The organism is Hirschia litorea, from assembly GCF_042665075.1.
Taxonomy (GTDB): Bacteria; Pseudomonadota; Alphaproteobacteria; order Caulobacterales; family Hyphomonadaceae; genus Hirschia; species Hirschia litorea.
The window spans coordinates 287,946-308,986 of the sequence record NZ_JBHTBR010000004.1 but is presented as its reverse complement, the minus strand read 5'-3'; the positions used below and the strand labels follow the sequence as shown (position 1 = coordinate 308,986).

The following is a 21,041-nucleotide window of genomic DNA, read 5'->3' as shown; positions in this document are numbered from 1 at the left end:
ATCTTTTCTCGTCGTCGGAACGGCTAGTGAGAATTCTCACATCGGTTGTTCAACCAACGTCCTGTCACTTGTCTATCAGCATTTCCAATGTCCTTCATTGCTGCACGATATGATTTCAATTTATCCGTGACTAACAGGTGAGGCGGGCCATATCGTTTCATGGCTTTACGTAAAAACTTCAATGCTGCTCGTTTGTTACGGCGTTTGGTAACGTAAGCTTCTAGACTTCACCTTCATGGTCAACGGCGCGCCAAAGGTAGTGAATCTCACCGTTGATCTTGATGACTTTGGAGCTAGTTGGCTTAAGCCAAAGCTTTGCTCTAGTAGATCAAAGCTAAGCGGAAAAGGCTCCGACAGGAGCTTCATCGAGGTGCCATTGCCATTGAGGGAACTTACGCATTTGAGCCGAACGTTTTGTCCTGATCTTTGATGCGAAGTAGGGACCAAACCTGTTCCACCAAAACCGAACAGTTTCGTGCGTGATATCAATTCCACGCTCGTGAAGTAGGTCTTCGACATTTCTCAGTGAGAGTGGAAAACGAATATACATCATCACTGCAAGTTTGATGATTTCGGGTGATGTTTTGAAGTATCGGAAGATGGAAGTTTTCATGCTTGCAGCTTAGCGAAAGCTGGCTAAGTTGGAAATGAGACGTTTAATCTGACAATGCCTTGGAGTCGGATTAGGCGGTCAAGCAACATCGGAAGAAATGGAGTCAGAAGCCTTGCTTAGAGTTGGCGGCTGTACTTCCGAAAACTCTTCGACGGAAGCTGTAAATTGTGAACAATAAAATTTTTTTAGAAATAGTTTTAGTACTTCTTACCGTTCTGTATTTTGGTCTTGTTTATTTAGAAATTCCATACAGTTTGTTAGGAGTAGCATTTAGTTTTATAACTTGGATATGTATATATAGTATATCAAAATTTCATTTTTATATATACGGAATTGTAGTAGCCGGACTTACAGTTAATTTTTATTTTAACTTGTAAGGTGGAGTCAGACAAAAGCTAACCGGTCTCTGAGTAACGGGAGCTGTCGTTTTTTTACCCACAAAAAGTTGCCGCCATTCGCTTAATGCGACGTCACGGTTTCGTTTGAAATTTGACCTTGAGTAGAGATGTCTCTCCAAATTGAAGTGATTGTGAATTGACGATTGTATATCCACAAATTTCTGCAAGCTTTTAACTGTCGGAACTCGCACGATCAGAAACAACCGGACTGAATGGCGGTGAGACAGGGATTCGAACCCTGGAGACGGTTCCCCGCCTACACACTTTCCAGGCGTGCGCCTTCGACCACTCGGCCACCTCACCGCTGAGGAAGGCGCGACAATAGCGTGTGTTTTATGAAGTGCAAGTTATAACTTGCTTATTCTGATATGAATTTCTTGTATTTTTTCAAACTCTCATCAATGTGAAGACGAGGCGCGACTTTATCCGTTGCTGCGTACTGGAATTTCGTGCACATACTCCCCAGATAAATCCCACTAGAAATGTGTAACTTCCTGCCATGAAGGAGCGGAATATGAGTTTATCTATGGATAAATTAAACTTGGTCTCACCAGAAAATGCTTTGGCAGGCAGAGATGAGGCTTTGCCAACGTCCAAAACGCATTTTTTAAATGATCGGCCTCTAAAGGCAGATGTGCCGGAAGGCTTTAGCGAAATTTATCTTGGGCTTGGTTGTTTCTGGGGGGCGGAGCGCCGCTTTTGGGAAACGGAAGGCGTGTATGTCACATCCGTTGGCTATCAGGGCGGTTATACGCCCAATGCCACATATGACGAGGTGTGTTCAGGGCGTACGGGCCATGTTGAGGTCGTCCGTGTTGTTTATGATCCTTCTGTGATTAGCTTAGAAGGGGTATTGAAAGTGTTTTGGGAAGCACATGATCCAACCCAAGGCATGCGTCAGGGCAATGACCAAGGCACTCAATACCGCTCCGCTATATATGCTGTGAATGAAGCTGATTTGGCGCGTGTCAAAGCCAGCCGTGATGCGTATCAAAAAGCGTTGAATGATGCTGGGCGAGGTGAGATCACAACGGAGATCGCAATTGCGGGGCCATATTATTATGCTGAAGAATATCACCAGCAATATCTTGCCAAAAACCCATCTGGCTATTGCGGCCTCAAAGGCACAGGCATTGCTTGTATTTAGAGCGATATAAAATTAAAGCGCGAGAGGACGAACCTTTCGCGCTTTTTATTTCAAACAACAGAATTGATATTGGTTAGATGCCGCCACGTGTGATGGAGAATCGACGACGTGTTCCTAGCATTTTCTGACAGTCGGAAATGGTTTGTGCGGCCAGCTCGGCTGTCTTAAATTTGCTCTCTGCACGTAACGCTTCGAGTGCGTCGGTCAAATGACCCACAGATTCTTGCAGAATGATTGGGTCAAACTTTTGTTCGCAGCGAATTTTCAAAGCGCGTCCAAGATTAATTTTCGCACGCACCCAGCGGTCTGGCGTTTCAGAGCGATCAATATCGCTAAGTGTCTTTTGCAATATCTCAACCGAACGTGTGCGCCAATCGCCCATATCCGCAATAGCAAGCTGAACACTACCAGCTGAATAATCGTCTTCAATGTCACCGCGCAGAGCGGCGTCCATGCCGGGCTTCTCATTTAAAATGTTTTGTAGAGCCAGAACCACTGGCTCCAAGCGTTCCGCACGAAAATCTTGTGGACGGGACAGAGCGGGGCGCAGCTCACGCGCAGTCGCATAGGCTAACGCAGCTGATAGCGGGCTTGTCCAATTGTCTTTGTTTTGCGGCAAAGTCAGTGTGCGGTGTTGATATTGCGTTTTCTTCTTGGAGTCATCGCGGCGAGCAATACGCGCAACAATCTTATTTTTCTTCGTACCTTCGCCCCACATGACAAGATCAGCACCAGCTTGCTTAAGCAAGGATTGGGCTTCTTCTTCATTGGCGATGCGGGCAGGAAAATCAATCACATCAAACGGGCCACCAAACATAAAACCCTTTAGGTGGCTGCGGGCAGCTTCAGACAGAAACTCGCTTGCGGCTTTTCCGTTTTTGCCAAAGCCCTGAGTTATCAGTACGCGAGCGCCGATGTCTGTGCCGCGACGTACTTGAGAGGCTGTACCAGCAATATGTGCTGAACGCGCAGCGCCCCAAAGCATTTTAAACGCGAATAGGAAAAGGGTTAAAATGGCTGCTAACGCGACGATTACACCAAAACTGGCAAGTTCTTGGTGGGATAGAATCCAGCTCTCCGCCATGTTCCAATAGCGCAGCGTGTTGGATATCAAGCTGTCAAACGTGATGTTCATAGACGTTGAAAAACCGATCTTTGCAAAGATTATCTCGTATCTCATAGTCTAGTTTTGTATAAATGCGCAACGTAATTAGGCATTCCTAGCGTATGAATTGACACTCAGATATCAATTTAACCAAGTTGATTAATATATGATCAACTAAAGTTAATGCCGCATTACCATATTTTGCGCCCTGTGGGGGATAAATCCCAGCTTATCCTACACACCCTTGCGGCGCTTACCCTTGCTGATTTGCACAAGGGGTAATTGGATGTGTGTATTGGAACAACAAGGCGCAGAGATTGCGCAAATGAAGAACAAGAAAATAGGGGTGCTACTTGTTCACGGCATTGGCAGGCAGGCCTTGCCACCCCAACACGACAGCGAAAAACTTATGTATTCATCTGCGCTATATGCCAAATTGCATCGCCAGTTAGCACGTTACAACAATAACATGCAGGCAGATATAGCGTGGGTAGAAGCAAATTATGCGCATGTATTTAATGATGTGCAGTCCAATTACTATGCACGCTTAGGCAAACAGATAAAGCGCTCTCGCATACGTCAGCTTGTCATTGAAAATTTAGGAGACGCTGCGACCTACAGGCCTCGCGCACGCATCACATACCCTTATGAAGCCGCTTATGAGCGTGTGCAGGCGTCAATTACATCCGCACTGGAAAAACTAGAGGCGCAATGTCAGCCCATGGCTCCGCTCATTGTGTTGGCGCATTCATTGGGCGGGCAGGTGATGATGGATTATTTTCTGACCCGCGCTCAAAACACGTCCTCTATCTCATCATTCACAAACGCACGCAGCCTCAAACGTTTTATTACATTTGGCTGCAATATTCCGTTGTTTATGCTGGGACAATCGCCCGAAAAGGTTGAAGCGATATCTCATCCTGCGGGTAAAGTCGGTGATTTAGATTTGCCTTGGTGGCTGAATTTTTATGATCGGGACGATGTGTTGGGTTATCCCTTAATTCCCACTGGAGCGGGCTTTGAGGCTTTGGGCCAAACGGGGCAGCTGCAAGATATTCAGATCAATGCCGGCAATGTCTTCACGCGCTGGAACACGCTCTCGCATATGGCTTATTGGCGTAATGATGTCTTAGTTACCAGCATTGCTGAAGACATTGTGCGCTATCTGAAATAACCAAATCCTGCGTGCAAATATAGCGCGGTTTAGCAGGCGTCATTGCTAAGGTTAAACGCGCTTTTGGAGCAGTCTTAACGCGTCAGTTGCAAAGATTAACGAAAATGCAGGAATTTTACACAATAATTCCCCAACAAGACGAGTTTGGCCCATGCAGTGGCATGTAATCGTATATTGTATGGGAAATTAGGATGCACGCATCAACGCTGAAAATTTTGGAGATTATCAAGCGCTCAAGACACCATTTTACGGATCTTGAACTCGCTGATTTTATTCATGATATTCGCAAAACAGAGAATGCGGCCCTTATTCCTTTGCTCAAGCCAAAGACGCGCACAGTTTATTCTTTTGTAGAGACTGATCCTCAGTTTTTAGAGTTTCAGTCCATTCGCAAACAGCTCCTGCATATTCACAATGAGGATTATATTTCCGACATTGTGCGCGTATTAAACGCATGCAAAATGGCCGAAGAGTTTGACTTGCGCCAATTTCACAAAAAATCCATCCCCGCTTTTTATGATGCGATCACGCAAATTATCACGCCTGAAACGCTGATTGAAGTTGCGATGAAATACACAGCCCACAGAATGCGCCGCGCCGCTTAAATAGCGCTAGAATTTGCGGCTCAAACTAAATGCGCCAAAGCGCTGCGGTTCTTCTTGTTCGTCATATTCCTTGGATCGCTCCACAAGCGTGAGCGCAGCTTGCACACCAAACACCTGCACCACCAACCCACCCTGATAATCGGTCACGAAATTGCGGCGCGATAAATCCACAACATCCTCATTGATCAAACTCCCATCCATGAAAATATTGTGTGCGACGGCGCGTCCTTCCACGCCGCCAAAGATATACCAGCTAAAAGCATCATCAGGCACGAAATATCCAGCGCCGCCAAGAGAAGGGCGCACGCGGGGCGGCCCATAATCATTGGATAGGTCTTGGCCAATGCGCAATGTCAGCCCAGCACGTGCTTGCGTATACACATTACCGAGCGAAATTCCGTAATTGGGCGTCAAATCAGCTCCAAAATCTGTGTCACCAATGCGCGCAATGCGGCGTGCTTTGCGTTCATAGGAGAGCACAATCCCCAGCTCATCTTCTAGCTGATTGTCCCAGCCCTTCGCGCCTTCAATGCCGATGAGGGAATGAAACTCATTTTGCGCAAATTCACCGCCCGCACTCGGGCCAACAATGCCCACTTGGAGAGACATTTGGTCGATGATATTGCGCTGTGCCATGACGGCGGAATATTCCCCATATAGCCAACCCGCATAAGGGTGTTGATCGGGTATTTTTGTCGTCGCTTCAATGTCGGTGGGGGTGAAAATGGATTGCCCAATCGCCACGCCGCGCCGCAAAACAGCATCATCCTCCGCCCCAAAAACAGTGTGCGCGATGTATTTCACAATATCACTTTGCGATTGCTTTCCAGAAAGCCACGCCAAGCGCATACCGTTTGTGTAGCTTCGGTCTGTGTTTGCGAAGCTGTCATTTTCCCACACAAAGGTGAGGGTGGACGCTTCATCCTTTGTGGCGTTGCTAGCTTTAAAAAGTTCAACCCGCGACACTTTCTCAGGCTGTGCGCTATTTTCAGGGCCATCATTTTCGTGAACATTTTGAGCGAAACCATATGGCGCACATAGAGCAATTAGGCTTGCGCACAAGGATAGTTTTTTACGGATCATGCAATCTCCGTCAGGCATAGTGCATTTGCCTTTGGGAAGGCAGAGCAAGGTAAAGAGCGCAGGGACGCCGCTATCATGTCGATACAACTTTTTTGGTGTCGGCGTCTATATCAGACCTCCTGAACACGAACTTTCAATGCAGCGAACCAACTCTCTGAAAATATCGCTTTTTACAGCAGAAAAGATATTGAATGATAATAAAAAGAGCTCAATGATCTTCTCTACAAATTAATTCAAGGGGGAGATTCATGAACGAGGAGCATCAAAGAGTAATTACGCCTTGGACTCAACCTGAAGATTTATTGGATAGAAAAAAAGACGCCGACTTCCTAGAAAATTATTTTCACAACTCGATGAGCGACATTGTAAGTCCTCATAGTCGAGGTTCCTTTGTTATCAACCTGAAGGGCCAGTGGGGTACTGGGAAATCATATTTTCTTAGAAACTTTGCAGCTCAATTGCGCAACTCCAAACACAAAGTTGTTGAATTTGATGCGTGGCAAGCTGACTCGAATATTGATCCTTTAATTTCGCTAATTGCAGCAATTAAAGATGAAATTGAAACAGAAACGAATGCATCGACGAAAATATCTGAAATGGCGAGAGCTGCTTTAAAAGTTGTTGTTGAGAATGCTGCTGTTTTAGCTAAACAAACTACTACGAACCTGACCGAACAAACTTTAAAAAAGTTACTTGGCGAAGCGTTTGAATTTTTTAAGGAAGAATACGCTGTTTCAGAAAACACTTTTCAACGAAAAGCGCTTGATGCATCGGAAGTAGCAGTAAATTCAGGTATAAAAATAGAGCCTGTTAAGTCATCTTCTTTTATTCAACAAATAAGAACTGCAAATGAGAAGAAAAATGCGATATCCAGTTTCTCAAATAAGTTTGAAAAACTGGTGGAAATATTTACTAACGAAAAAAGTGGATGCTCCCCATTCTATATATTTGTAGATGAACTTGATCGCTGTAGGCCAACTTTCGCAATTGAAGTATTGGAAAGAATAAACCATCTATTTAATGTGAAAGGTGTCGTTTTTGTCATTGGAACAGATAGTGATGAGCTCGAACATTCTATAAAAGCTGTGTATGGCTCTGAGTTTGACTCTAGGTCATATCTAAATCGCTTTTTCAGCTTTACTTACAATTTACCCAATCCTGAAGTTACAAATTATATTCGTTACCTAACTACATTATATCAGTTTGATCTGTCTAAGTATCTCGTGTTCGGCCAAGACAAGCAAAAGGAAACTAATTTTTCTGCAAATATAGAGAAGGTTCTTTCACCTTTCGTGAACAACGTTAGAGACTATAAGCATATACTTTTCATGGTCAAAACGTTTGAAAGGAGTTGGGAGTTTAAATTTTCAATCGACCTGTTCTACGTTCTTATTTGTGCTACTTTAGTATTTTATAATAAAGATAAAATTCTAACAAAATCAATTATTAGTGAACGATCCAAACCTGGCTTCGAATATAGATTAGAGATCGACAAGTTGAGGAGTGTTGAGATCTCCACGAATTCTAAGCACATGGTTACTTTACTTGATTGGGTCGTTGTCGTTTCGGCTCTTACAGACAAAAAAATAGTAACAGTTTTGGAAGAGGTACACGGAAAATCTCAAAAATCCGCCTGTGTTCACCATCTTAGGGATTTACTTCATCAAGAGTACAGTGCTCTTCCTTCGACAAAACAAAAGTCAGAAATAAGCAAGTTGGCTTATTATGTGGACTTCCTCACTACCGCCTCAAAGCTGTCTTTAGAAATTTCTCCAGAAGGAGAAAGCTAGCCTATTTCTACTTGCTCGCAATACTATGCGAAATGAAGAAATTTTCTAAAACTTATCCCCCGTCTGAAAACCTCGTGCATACTACGTCCATCACACCTCATGGGGCGGCTCGCGACCGATCGTGCTGGGGTGGGATGGTGTACCCTTCAAACCACATGGCGCATTCGGAGTGTCTATGCAGGTGTTGGGCGTGCTCTAGGGGATATCCTTTGCGGGGGTGGCTGTCGTCATCCTTAGCGGGCTTTGGGGGCAGGAACCCCTTATAAGAAGGAACCTCACCACGGTAAATCACCATGCGAGGCACGCAGATTTGCGGCCTACTTACCTGCTGGGGCCCGTGTGCAGATCGGGTCTTGGCTATCACTGCCAAAAATCTGTGTGCTTCGCGCCCTGATTTTACGATTAAACCTTATACTCTCGCATCGGTCTCGGTGGCGGAGGTTTTGGCGCATGGAGGGGTGATCTAAAAGTCATTTTCACTTTTATTTTTTAGTCCTCAAAATGACAGAAATCTGAGTCTAGAAACTAAGAAATATGTGATACTAAAATATGATTTGGGAGTGGGTAATGTTCATTGATCACAGAGAGGGCAGTTGCTGTTTATGCGGAGCAACTCAAAATTTAACTGGTGAACATAAAATAAAGCGGTCAGCTATCTCTAGTCAGTTTGGTAACGAGAAAATGGTTATAGGACATTTTGAAAGAGCTGATGATCCATACCGTAATGTACAAGGGCCAAAATCCAAAAATTTACATTTTAGAAGTAGAATTTGTAAAAATTGCAACGATACATTGACGCAGCCCGCAGATAGACAATTCGACATATTATTTCAAGAGGTAAATAAGTGCTTCCAAGCAAATGAAGACCCTCAAAATATGTTCAACCAAGTTTATGAAGAGGGGACTTGCGAATACTTAAATATTTATAGGTATTTCTCTAAACTTATGGTGTGTCATATGGCAGAAATTGAAGCTCCTAGGTTAGTTTCTCTATGTGAATTTGTGTTGGGGAAGTCGGATAGAAATCGCCTTAATTTAAAAATAGATGCGGATTGGGTTTATACACAATATCGTGCGTTAACTGGTGAGCACGATTACGCAGCCCATGGTGGGTTAGTTATATACGGAGATAAGGTGACGGGGGCACCCAATGGTTTTCACTCAACATTGACATTGGGGGAAGCGAGATACGTTTTCTCATTTCGCCTAAGTGCTTGGGAAACTTTGTACATTCAGACTATATTTCCTGAATTTTTTGAGAAGTGTCGTGAAGCAGTGATGAATGCCAAACAGAATCCGCTAAACGAAGGGCAGTTGAAACGGCTTGCTTTAGAGTAGTCTAATATATAAACACTCGGAAAGCATAACTTTCTGGATGAGTAAATTTAGCCATCTCTACCATAGCACTCTAATATCTTGCTATCACAATTTGTGATGCCAAATCAAAAAGAGCAAAACACGTCATGCCCGATGCGCTTGCGCATCAGGGTATCCAGCAAATGGCCTTGCTATCTGTATCTGTCTGAAAATTGGGAGATGGTTCCCCAGACGGCTTGGCCGTCGGGGATGACATCGCAAAGGAGGGGCGACTAGCCGTCGCCATCCATTTTAAGGGCGGCCACAAAGGCTTCTTGTGGAATTTCCACTTTACCAAATTGGCGCATACGTTTCTTACCGGCTTTTTGTTTGTCCAGTAGTTTACGTTTACGGGAGGCATCACCCCCATAACATTTGGCCGTCACATCCTTACGCATGGCCGCGATGGTTTCACGGGCAATCACCTTGCCTCCAATGGCTGCCTGAATAGGGATTTTAAATTGGTGGCGCGGAATAAGCTCTTTCAAGCGCTCACACATCGCACGGCCACGCCCTTCAGCGCGTGAGCGGTGCACAAGCATAGATAGCGCATCCACGGGTTCCTCATTGACGAGGATAGACATTTTCACAAGGTCTTCAGTGCGGTGATCTTTCAACTGATAGTCAAAAGAGGCATAGCCCTTGGAGATGGATTTTAGGCGGTCATAGAAATCAAACACCACCTCATTGAGGGGGAGTTCATATTTCACCATGGCCCGCGTACCCACATAGGAAAGGTCAGTTTGGAGGCCACGACGTTCCTGACATAGTTTCAAAATACCACCGAGATATTCATCAGGCGTCATGATTGTCGCTGAAATCCATGGCTCACGGATTTCCAATATCTGCATCACATCCGGCATATCAGCAGGGTTGTGAAGCTCAATCTCTGTCCCGTCGCGCATGCCCATTTCGTAAATAACAGAAGGGGCAGTTGCGATAAGGTCGAGGTCAAATTCACGGCTCAAGCGTTCCTGAATGATTTCAAGGTGCAATAGCCCCAAGAAACCACAACGGAAACCAAAGCCCAACGCCGCCGAGCTTTCCATTTCCCAAGAGAAACTCGCATCGTTCAGACGCAATTTACCCATCGCATTACGAAGGTCATCAAAGTCAGCCGCATCCACAGGGAAAAGACCACAGAAGACCACCGGCTGTACTTCTTTAAAGCCGGGGAGTTTACCCTCACAAGGCTTCTTATCTTCGGTGATGGTATCACCCACCGCACAGTCAGCCACTTCTTTAATGCTTGCTGTTAGGAAGCCAACTTCACCAGGGTAAAGCGCATCAGCATCTTCTAATCGGCCCGGACGGAAATAACCCACGCGGTCAAGTTCATAAATGGCCCCAGTTTGGATCATCCGAACTTTTTGTTTCTTCTTCATCACGCCGTCAACGATACGCACAATCACGACAACGCCCATATATGGGTCATAATAAGCATCCACGAGGGAGGCTTTTAGCGGAGCAGTTTCATCGCCTTCACGCGGAGGTGGCAGGCGGGTCACAATCGCTTCTAAAACGTCAGGCACACCCATACCGGTTTTGGCTGAAATCTCGACAGATTCAGACGCGTCAATTCCGATCACATCTTCAATCTGCGCTTTCACACGGTCAACATCTGCAGCGGGCAGGTCCACCTTGTTCAGAACGGGCACAATCTCGTGGTTCGCATCAATCGCTTGATACACATTCGCCAATGTCTGCGCTTCAACACCTTGGGAGGCATCCACAACAAGCAATGAACCTTCACACGCATTCAAACAGCGCGATACTTCATATGCGAAGTCCACGTGTCCGGGTGTGTCCATTAGGTTGAGCGTGTATGTCTCACCATCTTTTGCAGTGTAGTTCAGGCGCACTGTCTGCGCTTTAATCGTGATCCCACGTTCACGCTCAATGTCCATTGAGTCGAGAACTTGCGCTTTCATTTCACGTTCGGTCAGGCCGCCCGTGACTTGAATAAGCCGATCAGCGAGTGTTGATTTTCCATGGTCTATGTGCGCGACGATGGAAAAATTGCGTATTTTGTCTAGTGATTTCATTGCTGGGATTTAGCACTGGCAAAGAGGGCGGGCAATGGAAAATGTTGTTTAGAACGAAACTTTAGAAATTACAGGGGCATTCCTGCTCTCAACCGTGTCTCACAAACACAGAAGCAGTCACTTCCTGCAAGATTCTAAACCCAAGTTTTTCATACAAACCAATCGCACGGGTGTTGCTTTTCCAAGAGTGGAGGAAGGGTATCTCTCCGCGTGCTTTAATTTGTTTGGATTTCAATGCGGATAAACTTTTGCCAAGCCCCATTCCTTGAAAATCAGGGTGTGTGCAAATTGCGCTTAGCTCACAAAGTCCCGAAAAGCGAAATCGTTCTCCCGCCATCGCTGCCAAACGCCCATCTATGCGCACGCCAATGAATTGGCCCATGAGATAGGTTGAGGGACGAAACGGACCGGGCTGGGTTAACTCCGCCAATGCCAGCATCTCTGGTGCATCAGCTTCGCTTAGAGTGAGAATATCGTAAGAGCAATCATGGTCAGGAGCATCCAAAATACCAATCATTTGTACACATGGCGCTGATTTCGTCATGGTCATATTGGGGAGCTGAGGCGGTTCTCCCGCCTGAACAACAAAGACTTCCTGATCTATCGGTGCGAGTGTTTCAGCCGCCTGCCACGAAGTTTCATTATCATCAACTGCTGCAAGAAAAGCATTGATTTCTGGACGGTAAATGCGAGCGGTTTCATTTCCCATCGAAAGCTCAACATGGCTATCATTCAAGCTATGCCAGGCGGGGCGGGCGAGTTTTGTTTTCAAATGCGCATTGGGAAATGCAAAATCGCTCATGAATGATCCTTATTGTGCTTTTTCATTTTCTCGCGTTCATCCACTTCGTCTGATACTGCGGAAGCAAATATACCCGCTGGCAATGCAACAACACCAATTCCTGCAAGTGCGATGACGCCAGCAAACATCTTCCCCAACACAGTTATCGGGTAGGCATCGCCATAGCCCACTGTAGTTAAAGTGGCGACAGCCCACCATGTCGCACGCGGTATAGAGCCAAATGCTTCGGGTTGGATGTCGCCTTCGATGAAATAAATGATGATTGCTGAAACATATATCAATGCGAGGGCCACTATTAAAGCTACACCCAGCTGCGCGCCCGATCGCTTGAGGGCAGCCCATAGCATACCAAAAGCGGGTACAAAGCGCGCAAGTTTCAATAGTCGGAATAGGCGCAGAGCTTTAAGTGCAGCAATAGCGCGTGCATCGCCTGCTGTGATCATGAGTGCGAGTAGTTCAGGAAGAAAAGCTAGAAGATCGGTAATAGCAAAAGGCGTGAGCATATAGGTGATGCGCCCACGTATGCCTTTATAGGTAGTGTTTTCAGCCGAAACCCAAACCCGTGCGACATACTCCAATGCAAAGATGGCCAATACTACCAGATTGAAACTCGCGAGTTGGTTTCTAAATTCTTTTGACAAACTCATCTCTGTTTCGAGCGAAAAGGTCAGGAAGCTCACCAGAACAAGTATAATCAGTACAATATTGAGGGCAGAAATGCCTTTGTCGCGAACGGATGGTTCGAGAAGTTTGTAGAGGCGTGCACGTGTTCTCATTTGAAACCTCACTCAGCTAGGCATCATCGGATAGCTTAAGAGTAATCATGTCTTTGTGGATTTGGGAATTATTCTACGCTGTAGGAAACTATGGGCGGCGGGGAATGTGTGCTTCTTTTGCCACTGAATATAGCTGAATCACCCCTAACTCATTTTTCGCACTTGCAAATCAATCGCACATTGGTATGAGCACATGTAATTTCTGCGAGTAATTCGCATTATTAACAAATAGGAAATTAAAACTATATGCGTAAGTTGTATTGGGGCGTCGCTGCAGCGGCCTTGTTGAGCATTTCGAATAACTCTTTTGCTGATGAAGCAGCGAAGGACGCTCCATCTGTACAAGATAAAGTGGTTGTTACCGGAACATACCTTTCAAATGAAAAATTCAGTGGCACAAAAACACTTACGCCGATTATTGATGTGCCTCAAAGCCTTTCCGTCATCGGTGCTGATGCTATTTTTGAGCACGGTTTCACAAACATGGGTGACATTACACGCTATGCACCGGGTGTGACTGCCGGGCAGGGAGAAGGCCACCGTGACCAAATCTCTATTCGCGGCCAAAACACAACGGCTGACTTTTTCCTAGATGGTCTACGTGATGATGTTCAGTATTTCCGTCCGCTCTACAACATTGAGCAGGTTGAGATCCTTCGTGGTTCAAACGCGATGATTTTTGGTCGTGGCGGCGGTGGCGGTGTTGTGAACCGTGCAACGAAAAAGCCTGACCTTGAGAAAAGCTTCAACAGCATAACAGCAGGTGTCGATACATTTGGTGAGTACTCTGTTGCTTTAGATTCCAACTTGCCGACAAGTGAGAATGATGGTTTCCGCATCAATGCACTCGTTGAGTCATTTCAAAACCACAGAGACGTTTTTGAGGGCGACCGCTACGCAATCAACCCAACTTATCTGAACGAGCTTTCAGACAAAACTAGCTTGTTACTGTCTTATGAGTATGTGAATGATGATCGCGGTGTAGATCGTGGTGTTCCATCTGAAGATCTGGATGGTGATGGAGTATTTGCACCTGTTGCTGGCTTTAGAGATACTTTCTTTGGAAGTGCAGACCAAAACTTCACTACATTAGAAGCTCACATTGTACGCGCCCGTGTAGATCACGAATTTAACGACAATCTCACATGGAATACCACCGCTCAATATGCGCGTTATGATAAACTCTATCAAAACCTTTATTCTTCTGGAATCAACACAACAGCTACAGACATTGCGGGCGGACTAGACGCGAATACTGTGCAATTAGATGGCTATAAAGATTCAACTGACCGCCGTAACTTTATCTTGCAATCAAACTTGGTATCTCATTTCAACACTGGGCTATTGGGACACATATTCTTGGTGGGTGCTGAGATCGCAGACCAGCAAACAAGCAATGCGCGTTTTGATAATGTGTTTGCGTCAACTGGCACAGATAAAGCGGCATTTGATTTGTCATTCCCATTGCAAATCAGTGAGTTCTCTTTCTCAAAGCCTGTTCGTACACGTGATTCAGAAGTTCAAGTCACATCTGCTTATGTGCAAGACCAAATTGATATTGGTGACCACGTTAAAGTTATTGCAGGCTTACGTTTTGACCAGTTTGACATCACTGCAGACGACATTTTTAACGGGGATGTATTCAGCCGTTCCGATGAAGAAGTCTCTCCACGTGTTGGGTTGATCTATAAACCTGCTGAAAATATCTCTGCATATGCAAGCTATAGTAAATCATTCTTGCCGCGTTCTGGTGATCAATTCCTGACTTTGAGTGACTCAACGTCTAAACTTGACCCTGAAGAGTTCATCAACCAAGAAATTGGTTTGAAATGGGATATTACACCTGTTTTGAGTTTGACGACTGCGTATTTCCAACTTGATCGTGATACAACTGAGATCGCTGACAATGGTGAAGATCAAAGAATTGTAACGACCGAAACTAAAGGTTTTGAAGTCCAGTTGGGTGGTCAAATCACAGATCAGTGGAATCTGAATGTGGGTTACAGCAATTTGGACTCAACAGTTCCTAATGGAAACCGTGCAGGGCAGGTGCCTGAGAACACATTCTCACTTTGGAACCGTTATGACGTGACACAAGCGTTAGGTTTTGGTCTTGGTGTGGTGTATCAGGATGAGCAATTTGTGAACTCTGACAACAAGGTTCTTATTCCAGACTATACGCGTGTTGATGCAGCTGTTTTCTATAAGTTGCAAAACGGTGTGCAACTTCAAATGAACCTCGAGAATTTACTCGATGAGGATTATTTCCCTGATGCACACAGCAACACAAATATTTCAACAGGTGCACCTCTGAATGCACGCTTTACTGTAAAAGCACCATTCTAAATTTTGCCTGCAGATCGTAAAAAAACACCCTGAGGTTTCGGTCTCAGGGTGTTTTATTTTTCAAGAAAATTTGAATTCGAGAGAAAAAATCAGGAATTTATCCCAATTTCTTCCGCATAATGACTTCATTATCTAAAGTCTTGCCAACTTCAAATTTGTATTCACCTACTTTTTCAAATTCGCGTGTTTCATACACACCAATAGCACGCTGGTTGTTTTCCCAGACACCCAGATATATGGATTTGGCACCTCTGTGGCGCGCCTGCTCTACGGCCCAAGTAAGTAAAATTCGGCCCACACCCACGCCTTGGCCTTCTTGCCGCACATATAATCTATGAAGTTCCAGAGATGTTTCCGGGTCATGGTCTACTGGTAGTTTCACGGGAGCAAGTTTTGCGTAAGCTATTGTTTTTGTTCGCATTGCAGCAATGCGAATTTCAACATTTGGATCTAAAATTTCTTCTAATTGCTTTTCAACTGTGAAGTTTTCATCAAGATAAGCTTGTAAATCTTCATGCTTATAAAGCATTCCGAAAGTTTCCGAAAAGGTTTCACGACCAATCGCTGTGAGACGCCCAGCATCTTCTGGTCGGGCGTCTCTAAAACTCAAGGAAACTGCACGCAATTACTCTGTCCTTCTTATCGACTTTACTGTTTCGATAAGGTCTTACACCTTCTGAACAGAATTTTGAACAAATTCTCGCAAAGCATCGCCAACTAATACAAGTTTTGCCAAAGTCCAGCTTCCAGAAGTTTCAAATTGATCAATCGGTCCGGTCACGCGATTTACATCTACGCGCATCGGTGCCAACCACATTTCGACTGCTTCATGTGCGGCCTTCAATGTAAGTTTTTCAGGCTTGTGACCATCTTTCTTGGCATGATTAATTGCAAGTTCAGAAAGCGCCGCTTGTTGTGCGGGCAGGGCATCACTTACGCGTTGCATTGCTAGACGTTCCCAGTGATCTTCCAATTGGATATCACGAACAGCAGCACGCATTTTATCCAATGCCATTATTTCATCGAGTGCATGTTGAATACGAGCAGTTGGTGTTACTGGCCAACCAGTCTTCAAGGACACATCAACTGCCTCACGCGCCGTTGCCAAAATACGTATGCTCGCGACATCTAGTGCAATATCTTCTGGTGCGCCTGCCGCGACAAATGTATCTGCGCGAGCACGAATACGTTCTTTTACAAAAGGCGTAATACAACTGTCCAGCGCCACACGAAGCGTGCTGACACCATCAGCATACATGGCGATAAGTTCGGTTAGATCAGCCCCATGCAAGATAGGGGGCACAAGACCACCTGTCAGCTGGCGCAGCGTACCCGCGATCTCAACACGCATCAGTGTTTGAGCTTGCGTCGGCGCTTTATTGTCGAGCGCATTGATACGGTTGATCAGTTCGTCCAAGCCAAATATGGAGCGGGCAGCTTCTGAGGCGCGCACCAAGGTTCCAATCCCAACCGAAGAGGCATCGCGCATTTCATAGGGGTAGAAAGGCCCCGTCATATTCACCAGCCTGTTTGCAAGGCGTGTTGCGATGATTTCTCGTTTCAAGCGGTGGTTAGCACGTGGAATGTCAAACTTATCCAAAGCTGAAGGGAAATAACTTTTCAAGAAATGCTGGAAAGCTGGATCATCTGGCGCATCACTTTCCACGATTGCTGCGAACAAGTCATTTTTAGCATATGCCAGCAATACAGAGAGTTCGGGGCGGGTTAGCCCCAAGCCTTGCTCTTTCATAGCTGTAATTGCATCTGTATCGGGTAGAAATTCTACTGCGCGATCAAGTTTACCTTCTGCTTCCAAAGTGCTCATGAATTGCGCGTGTGCATCTAAATCAGCAACAGCGCTATGTTCCATAATGGTGAGTGCGCCAGTCTGGTCGTAATTATTGACCAATACGTGTTTGGCGACATCATCAGTCATGCTGGCGAGCAGGGCATTGCGATCTTTTGCTTTCAGTTCGCCTGCATTAATGGCTTCTTTTAGAAGGATTTTTATATTCACTTCATGGTCTGAACTATCCACACCAGCAGAGTTATCAATCGCATCCGTGTTGAGACGTCCGCCTTTGCGGGCAAATTCGATACGTCCTTTTTGCGTCATTCCAAGGTTGGCACCTTCGCCGACAATCTGCACATTTAACTCACTGCCGTTTAAACGTAGGTGGTCATTGGCTTTATCGCCTACTTGTGAGTTTTGCTCGTCTTGCGCTTTTACATAGGTACCGATACCGCCAAACCATAAGAGTTCTGCATCCATACGTAAAATCGCACGTATCAGTGTACCTGGCGTAACAGACTTTTCAGTCAGCCCTGTCATTTCCATAATTTCGGGCGTGATTTCAACGGACTTGTCAGCTCGAGATAGGATACGTCCACCTTTGGAAATTAGGTCTGCATTGTAATCCGACCATGAAGAGCGGCCCATATCGAATAGACGTTTTCTTTCTTCAAAACTGGTCGTTGGGTCTGGGTTGGGGTCCACAAAAATATGCATATGATTGAACGCTGCTAGCAGTTTTGTTTGCTTTGACAGCAGCATACCGTTTCCGAAAACATCTCCTGACATGTCGCCCACGCCAATGGCGGTGAATGGTTCGTTTTGAATGTCTTTGCCAATTTCTCGGAAGTGGCGTTTAACAGCTTCCCAGCCACCTCGTGCTGTAATTCCCATTTTTTTGTGGTCATATCCAACAGAACCACCAGAGGCAAAGGCATCATCTAGCCAGAAGTCACTATCTTGAGATAGGCCATTTGCAATGTCAGAGAATGTTGCTGTGCCTTTATCCGCCGCCACAACAAGATACGGGTCATCACCATCCCAAGCAAAAACGCCTTTGGGACGTTTAGCAACGCCATCAATAATGTTGTCGGTAAGTTGCAGCAAGGAAGAGATAAAGGTTTTATAGGCTGCTATTCCTCCATTGATATAGTCTTCGCGTGTGCCGGTCGTTGGCAATTGTTTTGGGAAGAAACCGCCTTTAGATCCAACTGGCACAATCACAGCGTTTTTCACTTGTTGGGCTTTTACGAGGCCCAACACTTCGGTACGGAAATCATCGCGCCTGTCAGACCAGCGCAGTCCACCACGGGCAACTGGACCAAAGCGAAGGTGGACCCCCTCAACCTGCGGAGACCACATGAAGATTTCGCGAAAAGGCTTAGGCGCTGGCAGGTCTTCTAGTTCTTGGCTCGCTATCTTGATGGAGATATGCGGGTAGGGCAGACCGTTTTCTTGTACTTGATAGAAGTTTGTTCGCATAATTGCATTGATGAGGTGCATTGTGCGGCGAAGTACACGGTCATCATCCAAAGATGGAACATGTTCTAGTGCATGTACGATACGTTCGGAAATGATGCCTGCGGCTGATGTGCGTTCAGCAAGCTCAACGGCGTTCTCAACACCGGTTGAGGGATCAAGCCGTTCTTCAAACAATTTGATAAGTTCTGTCGTAATATCTGGGTGATTTACGAGAGCGTCAATTTGCACATCTTGGGAAGCTTCCAAACCAGATTGCTGGCGATAGCGACATAAAGTGCGTATGAGTGCAGCTTGCCTCCAAGTAATGTTGAGATGGAGGATGAGCTGGTTAAACCTATCGTTTTCAGTCTGGCCATTCCAAACGGCCACAAATCCATCTTCAAACTTGCTATCAAGCACAGTTTCAGCATTTGGAAAGTTTAGTTCAAGGTCGTGAACCCAAACCGTTTTGCGTTCTTTGCCTTTCGGATTGGATATTATGGGGTAGCCAGTCTCAGACAGAACGCGAAGTCCCATGTTTTCTAATACGGGTACAATGTCTGAAAGCTCTAAAATATTTTCACGACGGTAGATTTTACAACGTGTCGAACCATGTTTGGCGCTAGGGTAGGCGCGCACAGCGACATCTTGATTGTCATCAATACTGTGGATCAGTGATAGATCTTTAAGCGCTTCATCCGGGGAGAAAGCTTCTTTGTATGCAGCGTTGAAAAGGTTGTCATGGACCAAAGGTGGTGGATCATTTGCAAGACGTGCTGATCGCGCGAGGCCATCTTCCCAAGATTCCGCAAGCTGTCGTACTTTAATATCGAGTGCATCTTCATCGGGTTCAGCATGTCCAGGACTTAAACCAATGATGAAGTGTACACGCGCAAGCGGGCCATCATTAAAACTTGGATAAAACGCAGATTCGCGTCCCCCATATGCTTCAGCAATCGTCGTGTGGGCTTGGCGGCGCAATTCAGGCGAATAATTGTCACGGGGTGTAAACAACAATGCAGATACAAAGCGGTTAAATTGGTCGCGCCGTATGAAAAGGCGCGTCCGTGGACGTTGATAAAGCCCCAATATGCCATAAGAAAAACGCGCCAAATCATCTTCAGAAATTTGGAAGAGATCATCGCGAGGATATGTTTCCAGAATATTGTTCAGTGCGTTTACAGAGTAAGATGAGCTACCCATATCGAGCATCTCTTTAACCCGCGCAATTTTGCGGCGGATAAGCGGTACGTCTTTCGCCATACGTGTATAAGATGCGGCAGTGAATAGACCGATGAAACGAATTTCACCAATGACGTTTCCGTCCTTATCAATCTGCTTCACACCCACATAATCTGCATAAACACGCCGATGTACACGTGAGCGCACATTGGATTTTGCGACGATAATGGGAGAAGGTTCATTTAAGAATGAACGAATACGTGGGGTAAGCACAGCCGGTTCTGTGCCGTGTGACAGAACGTGACGATCGACATCACGGAGAATACCTAAACCATCCCCGACAATCTCAGGCTCAAGTACAGCTTCTTCTCCATTTTTCACTTTAGATTGGTTGCTATAGCTGTATTGACGCGCACCCAAAAAGAAGAAGTGGTCTTCTTCAAGCCATGTTAAAAAGTGATTGGCTTCTTCTAGGTCTTCTTTACTGCGCCCTTCGCTGACTGGCATTGAAAGGAGTGATTTGGCAGTATCACGCATGACTTTCTTCATCGCCATGTGATCTAGCGTTGCTAGGGATACATCATTGAAAGTCAGACGAAGGATTTCTTCCACTTCGGCACGACGTGAATCAATCAGCGGCGGCGTGTGGATTTGTATCAATGATAATTCGTCTACAACTGGGTGTACAATCGCGACAATTTCCACGCCCGCTTCCACAATTGCTGACACCGCGCTGTCTACAAGGAAGGGGATATCGGGACCAACGATTTCAAATACTGTCCGCTCAAATTCTTTATTGTTTGCACCCACACATGGGCGAGATCTGATATTGCGTTTACTGACATCTGCATCCAGAGAGTAATTCCATAACTCCATTGCATTTACAGCGGCGTCATCGGCTGAGAAGGGGGCAAACTCCTCCATAGAAGCACTATTACAAAATTGTTTTAGAAAATTGTTCCGTGCATTCAGCTTTTTCTCGGAAGTTTTGCCTTTGGATAAATTCTCTGCTGCCGCGAGTATTTCATCTACTGCAAAAGCTAGGCTGGAATTCGTTGTCTTGAATGACATAGTCTCGTCCCATGATATGCGATTTTTTTATTCGCTTAATTTTTTGAGTATCGTTGTGTAGAATTGTCGTGCGTTGCGGTTTTTGCAACCCAGAGCCTGAGAATATGGCAGGGTTAAGTTGCATCATCCATGTCTTACCATTGTAGAATGGTTAAAGAGCCAAGAAAATTACTGAACTGCTGAAAAATCATGAGAAGATAGCGCCAGAATGGGAGAAGACTTCCACGAAGTGCTACATTCGTGAATTATCCATTCTGGAGATATTTTTGATTGCCCCTATCACCACATTAATTGG

The 21,041-nt window shown here is 45.5% G+C and carries 13 protein-coding genes, 1 tRNA gene and 2 pseudogenes; 6 read left to right on the top strand and 10 right to left on the bottom strand.

The genetic code is table 11. The features are described 5' to 3' along the window. Positions 1 to 26 precede the first annotated feature (26 nt). The 3 genes and pseudogenes from ACFQS8_RS08695 to ACFQS8_RS08685 form a co-directional block, all read right to left on the bottom strand. Positions 27 to 613: pseudogene (locus ACFQS8_RS08695) on the bottom strand (IS6 family transposase); the annotation flags it as partial. A 442-nt stretch (positions 614 to 1,055) separates the two neighbouring features. Continuing rightward, positions 1,056 to 1,184: pseudogene (locus ACFQS8_RS08690) on the bottom strand (IS6 family transposase); the annotation flags it as partial. Between the two features lie 40 nt (positions 1,185 to 1,224). After that, positions 1,225 to 1,314 (bottom strand) — tRNA-Ser (locus ACFQS8_RS08685). Between the two features lie 211 nt (positions 1,315 to 1,525). On the opposite strand from ACFQS8_RS08685, the gene msrA reads away from it, so the two are divergent. Continuing rightward, the gene (gene msrA / locus ACFQS8_RS08680; protein ID WP_382166925.1) at positions 1,526 to 2,158 is read left to right on the top strand and encodes a peptide-methionine (S)-S-oxide reductase MsrA; all 633 of its coding nucleotides are present in this window, start codon (positions 1,526 to 1,528) and stop codon (positions 2,156 to 2,158) included. 73 nt (positions 2,159 to 2,231) lie between these two features. On the opposite strand, the gene ACFQS8_RS08675 is transcribed toward msrA, so the two are convergent. Then, positions 2,232 to 3,293, bottom strand: a complete 1,062-nt coding sequence (locus ACFQS8_RS08675) for a hypothetical protein (RefSeq protein ID WP_382166924.1) — start codon at positions 3,291 to 3,293, stop codon at positions 2,232 to 2,234. A gap of 256 nt (positions 3,294 to 3,549) precedes the next feature. Between ACFQS8_RS08675 and ACFQS8_RS08670 the strand changes: the two genes are divergently transcribed. Both ACFQS8_RS08670 and ACFQS8_RS08665 read left to right on the top strand, forming a co-directional pair. Further along, a complete protein-coding gene (locus ACFQS8_RS08670) occupies positions 3,550 to 4,437 on the top strand; it encodes a hypothetical protein (protein ID WP_382166923.1) in 888 nt (295 codons plus the stop codon). A gap of 191 nt (positions 4,438 to 4,628) precedes the next feature. Further along, on the top strand, positions 4,629 to 5,042 hold the full coding sequence (locus tag ACFQS8_RS08665; protein ID WP_382166922.1) for a hypothetical protein: 414 nt from the start codon (positions 4,629 to 4,631) through the stop codon (positions 5,040 to 5,042). Between the two features lie 6 nt (positions 5,043 to 5,048). On the opposite strand, the gene ACFQS8_RS08660 is transcribed toward ACFQS8_RS08665, so the two are convergent. Beyond that, positions 5,049 to 6,125, bottom strand: a complete 1,077-nt coding sequence (locus ACFQS8_RS08660; RefSeq protein ID WP_382166921.1) for a lipid A deacylase LpxR family protein — start codon at positions 6,123 to 6,125, stop codon at positions 5,049 to 5,051. A 248-nt stretch (positions 6,126 to 6,373) separates the two neighbouring features. Here ACFQS8_RS08660 and ACFQS8_RS08655 point away from each other — a divergent pair, with 248 nt between their 5' ends. Next, on the top strand, positions 6,374 to 7,915 hold the full coding sequence (locus ACFQS8_RS08655; protein WP_382166920.1) for a KAP family P-loop NTPase fold protein: 1,542 nt from the start codon (positions 6,374 to 6,376) through the stop codon (positions 7,913 to 7,915). A 567-nt stretch (positions 7,916 to 8,482) separates the two neighbouring features. Continuing rightward, positions 8,483 to 9,253 carry a hypothetical protein gene (locus ACFQS8_RS08650; RefSeq protein ID WP_382166919.1) on the top strand — a complete coding sequence of 257 codons (771 nt, stop codon included), beginning with the start codon at positions 8,483 to 8,485 and terminating at the stop codon, positions 9,251 to 9,253. Positions 9,254 to 9,504: 251 nt separating this feature from the next. Here ACFQS8_RS08650 and lepA read toward each other — a convergent pair whose 3' ends face one another. The 3 genes from lepA to ACFQS8_RS08635 all read right to left on the bottom strand — a co-directional run bounded on the left by lepA (position 9,505) and on the right by ACFQS8_RS08635 (position 12,894). Then, positions 9,505 to 11,316 carry a translation elongation factor 4 gene (gene lepA, locus ACFQS8_RS08645; protein WP_382166918.1) on the bottom strand — a complete coding sequence of 604 codons (1,812 nt, stop codon included), beginning with the start codon at positions 11,314 to 11,316 and terminating at the stop codon, positions 9,505 to 9,507. An 88-nt stretch (positions 11,317 to 11,404) separates the two neighbouring features. Further along, on the bottom strand, positions 11,405 to 12,118 hold the full coding sequence (locus ACFQS8_RS08640) for a GNAT family N-acetyltransferase (RefSeq protein ID WP_382166917.1): 714 nt from the start codon (positions 12,116 to 12,118) through the stop codon (positions 11,405 to 11,407). After that, the gene (locus tag ACFQS8_RS08635; protein WP_382166916.1) at positions 12,115 to 12,894 is read right to left on the bottom strand and encodes an ion transporter; all 780 of its coding nucleotides are present in this window, start codon (positions 12,892 to 12,894) and stop codon (positions 12,115 to 12,117) included. The genes ACFQS8_RS08640 and ACFQS8_RS08635 overlap by 4 nt, the downstream gene beginning before the upstream one ends. A gap of 246 nt (positions 12,895 to 13,140) precedes the next feature. On the opposite strand from ACFQS8_RS08635, the gene ACFQS8_RS08630 reads away from it, so the two are divergent. Continuing rightward, the gene (locus ACFQS8_RS08630; RefSeq protein WP_382166915.1) at positions 13,141 to 15,240 is read left to right on the top strand and encodes a TonB-dependent receptor; all 2,100 of its coding nucleotides are present in this window, start codon (positions 13,141 to 13,143) and stop codon (positions 15,238 to 15,240) included. 97 nt (positions 15,241 to 15,337) lie between these two features. On the opposite strand, the gene ACFQS8_RS08625 is transcribed toward ACFQS8_RS08630, so the two are convergent. Beyond that, a complete protein-coding gene (locus tag ACFQS8_RS08625) occupies positions 15,338 to 15,865 on the bottom strand; it encodes a GNAT family N-acetyltransferase (protein ID WP_382166914.1) in 528 nt (175 codons plus the stop codon). Positions 15,866 to 15,907: 42 nt separating this feature from the next. Further along, entirely contained in the window at positions 15,908 to 20,746 is a 4,839-nt protein-coding gene (locus ACFQS8_RS08620) for an NAD-glutamate dehydrogenase (RefSeq protein WP_382166913.1), read from the bottom strand. Between the last annotated feature and the right edge of the window lie 295 nt (positions 20,747 to 21,041).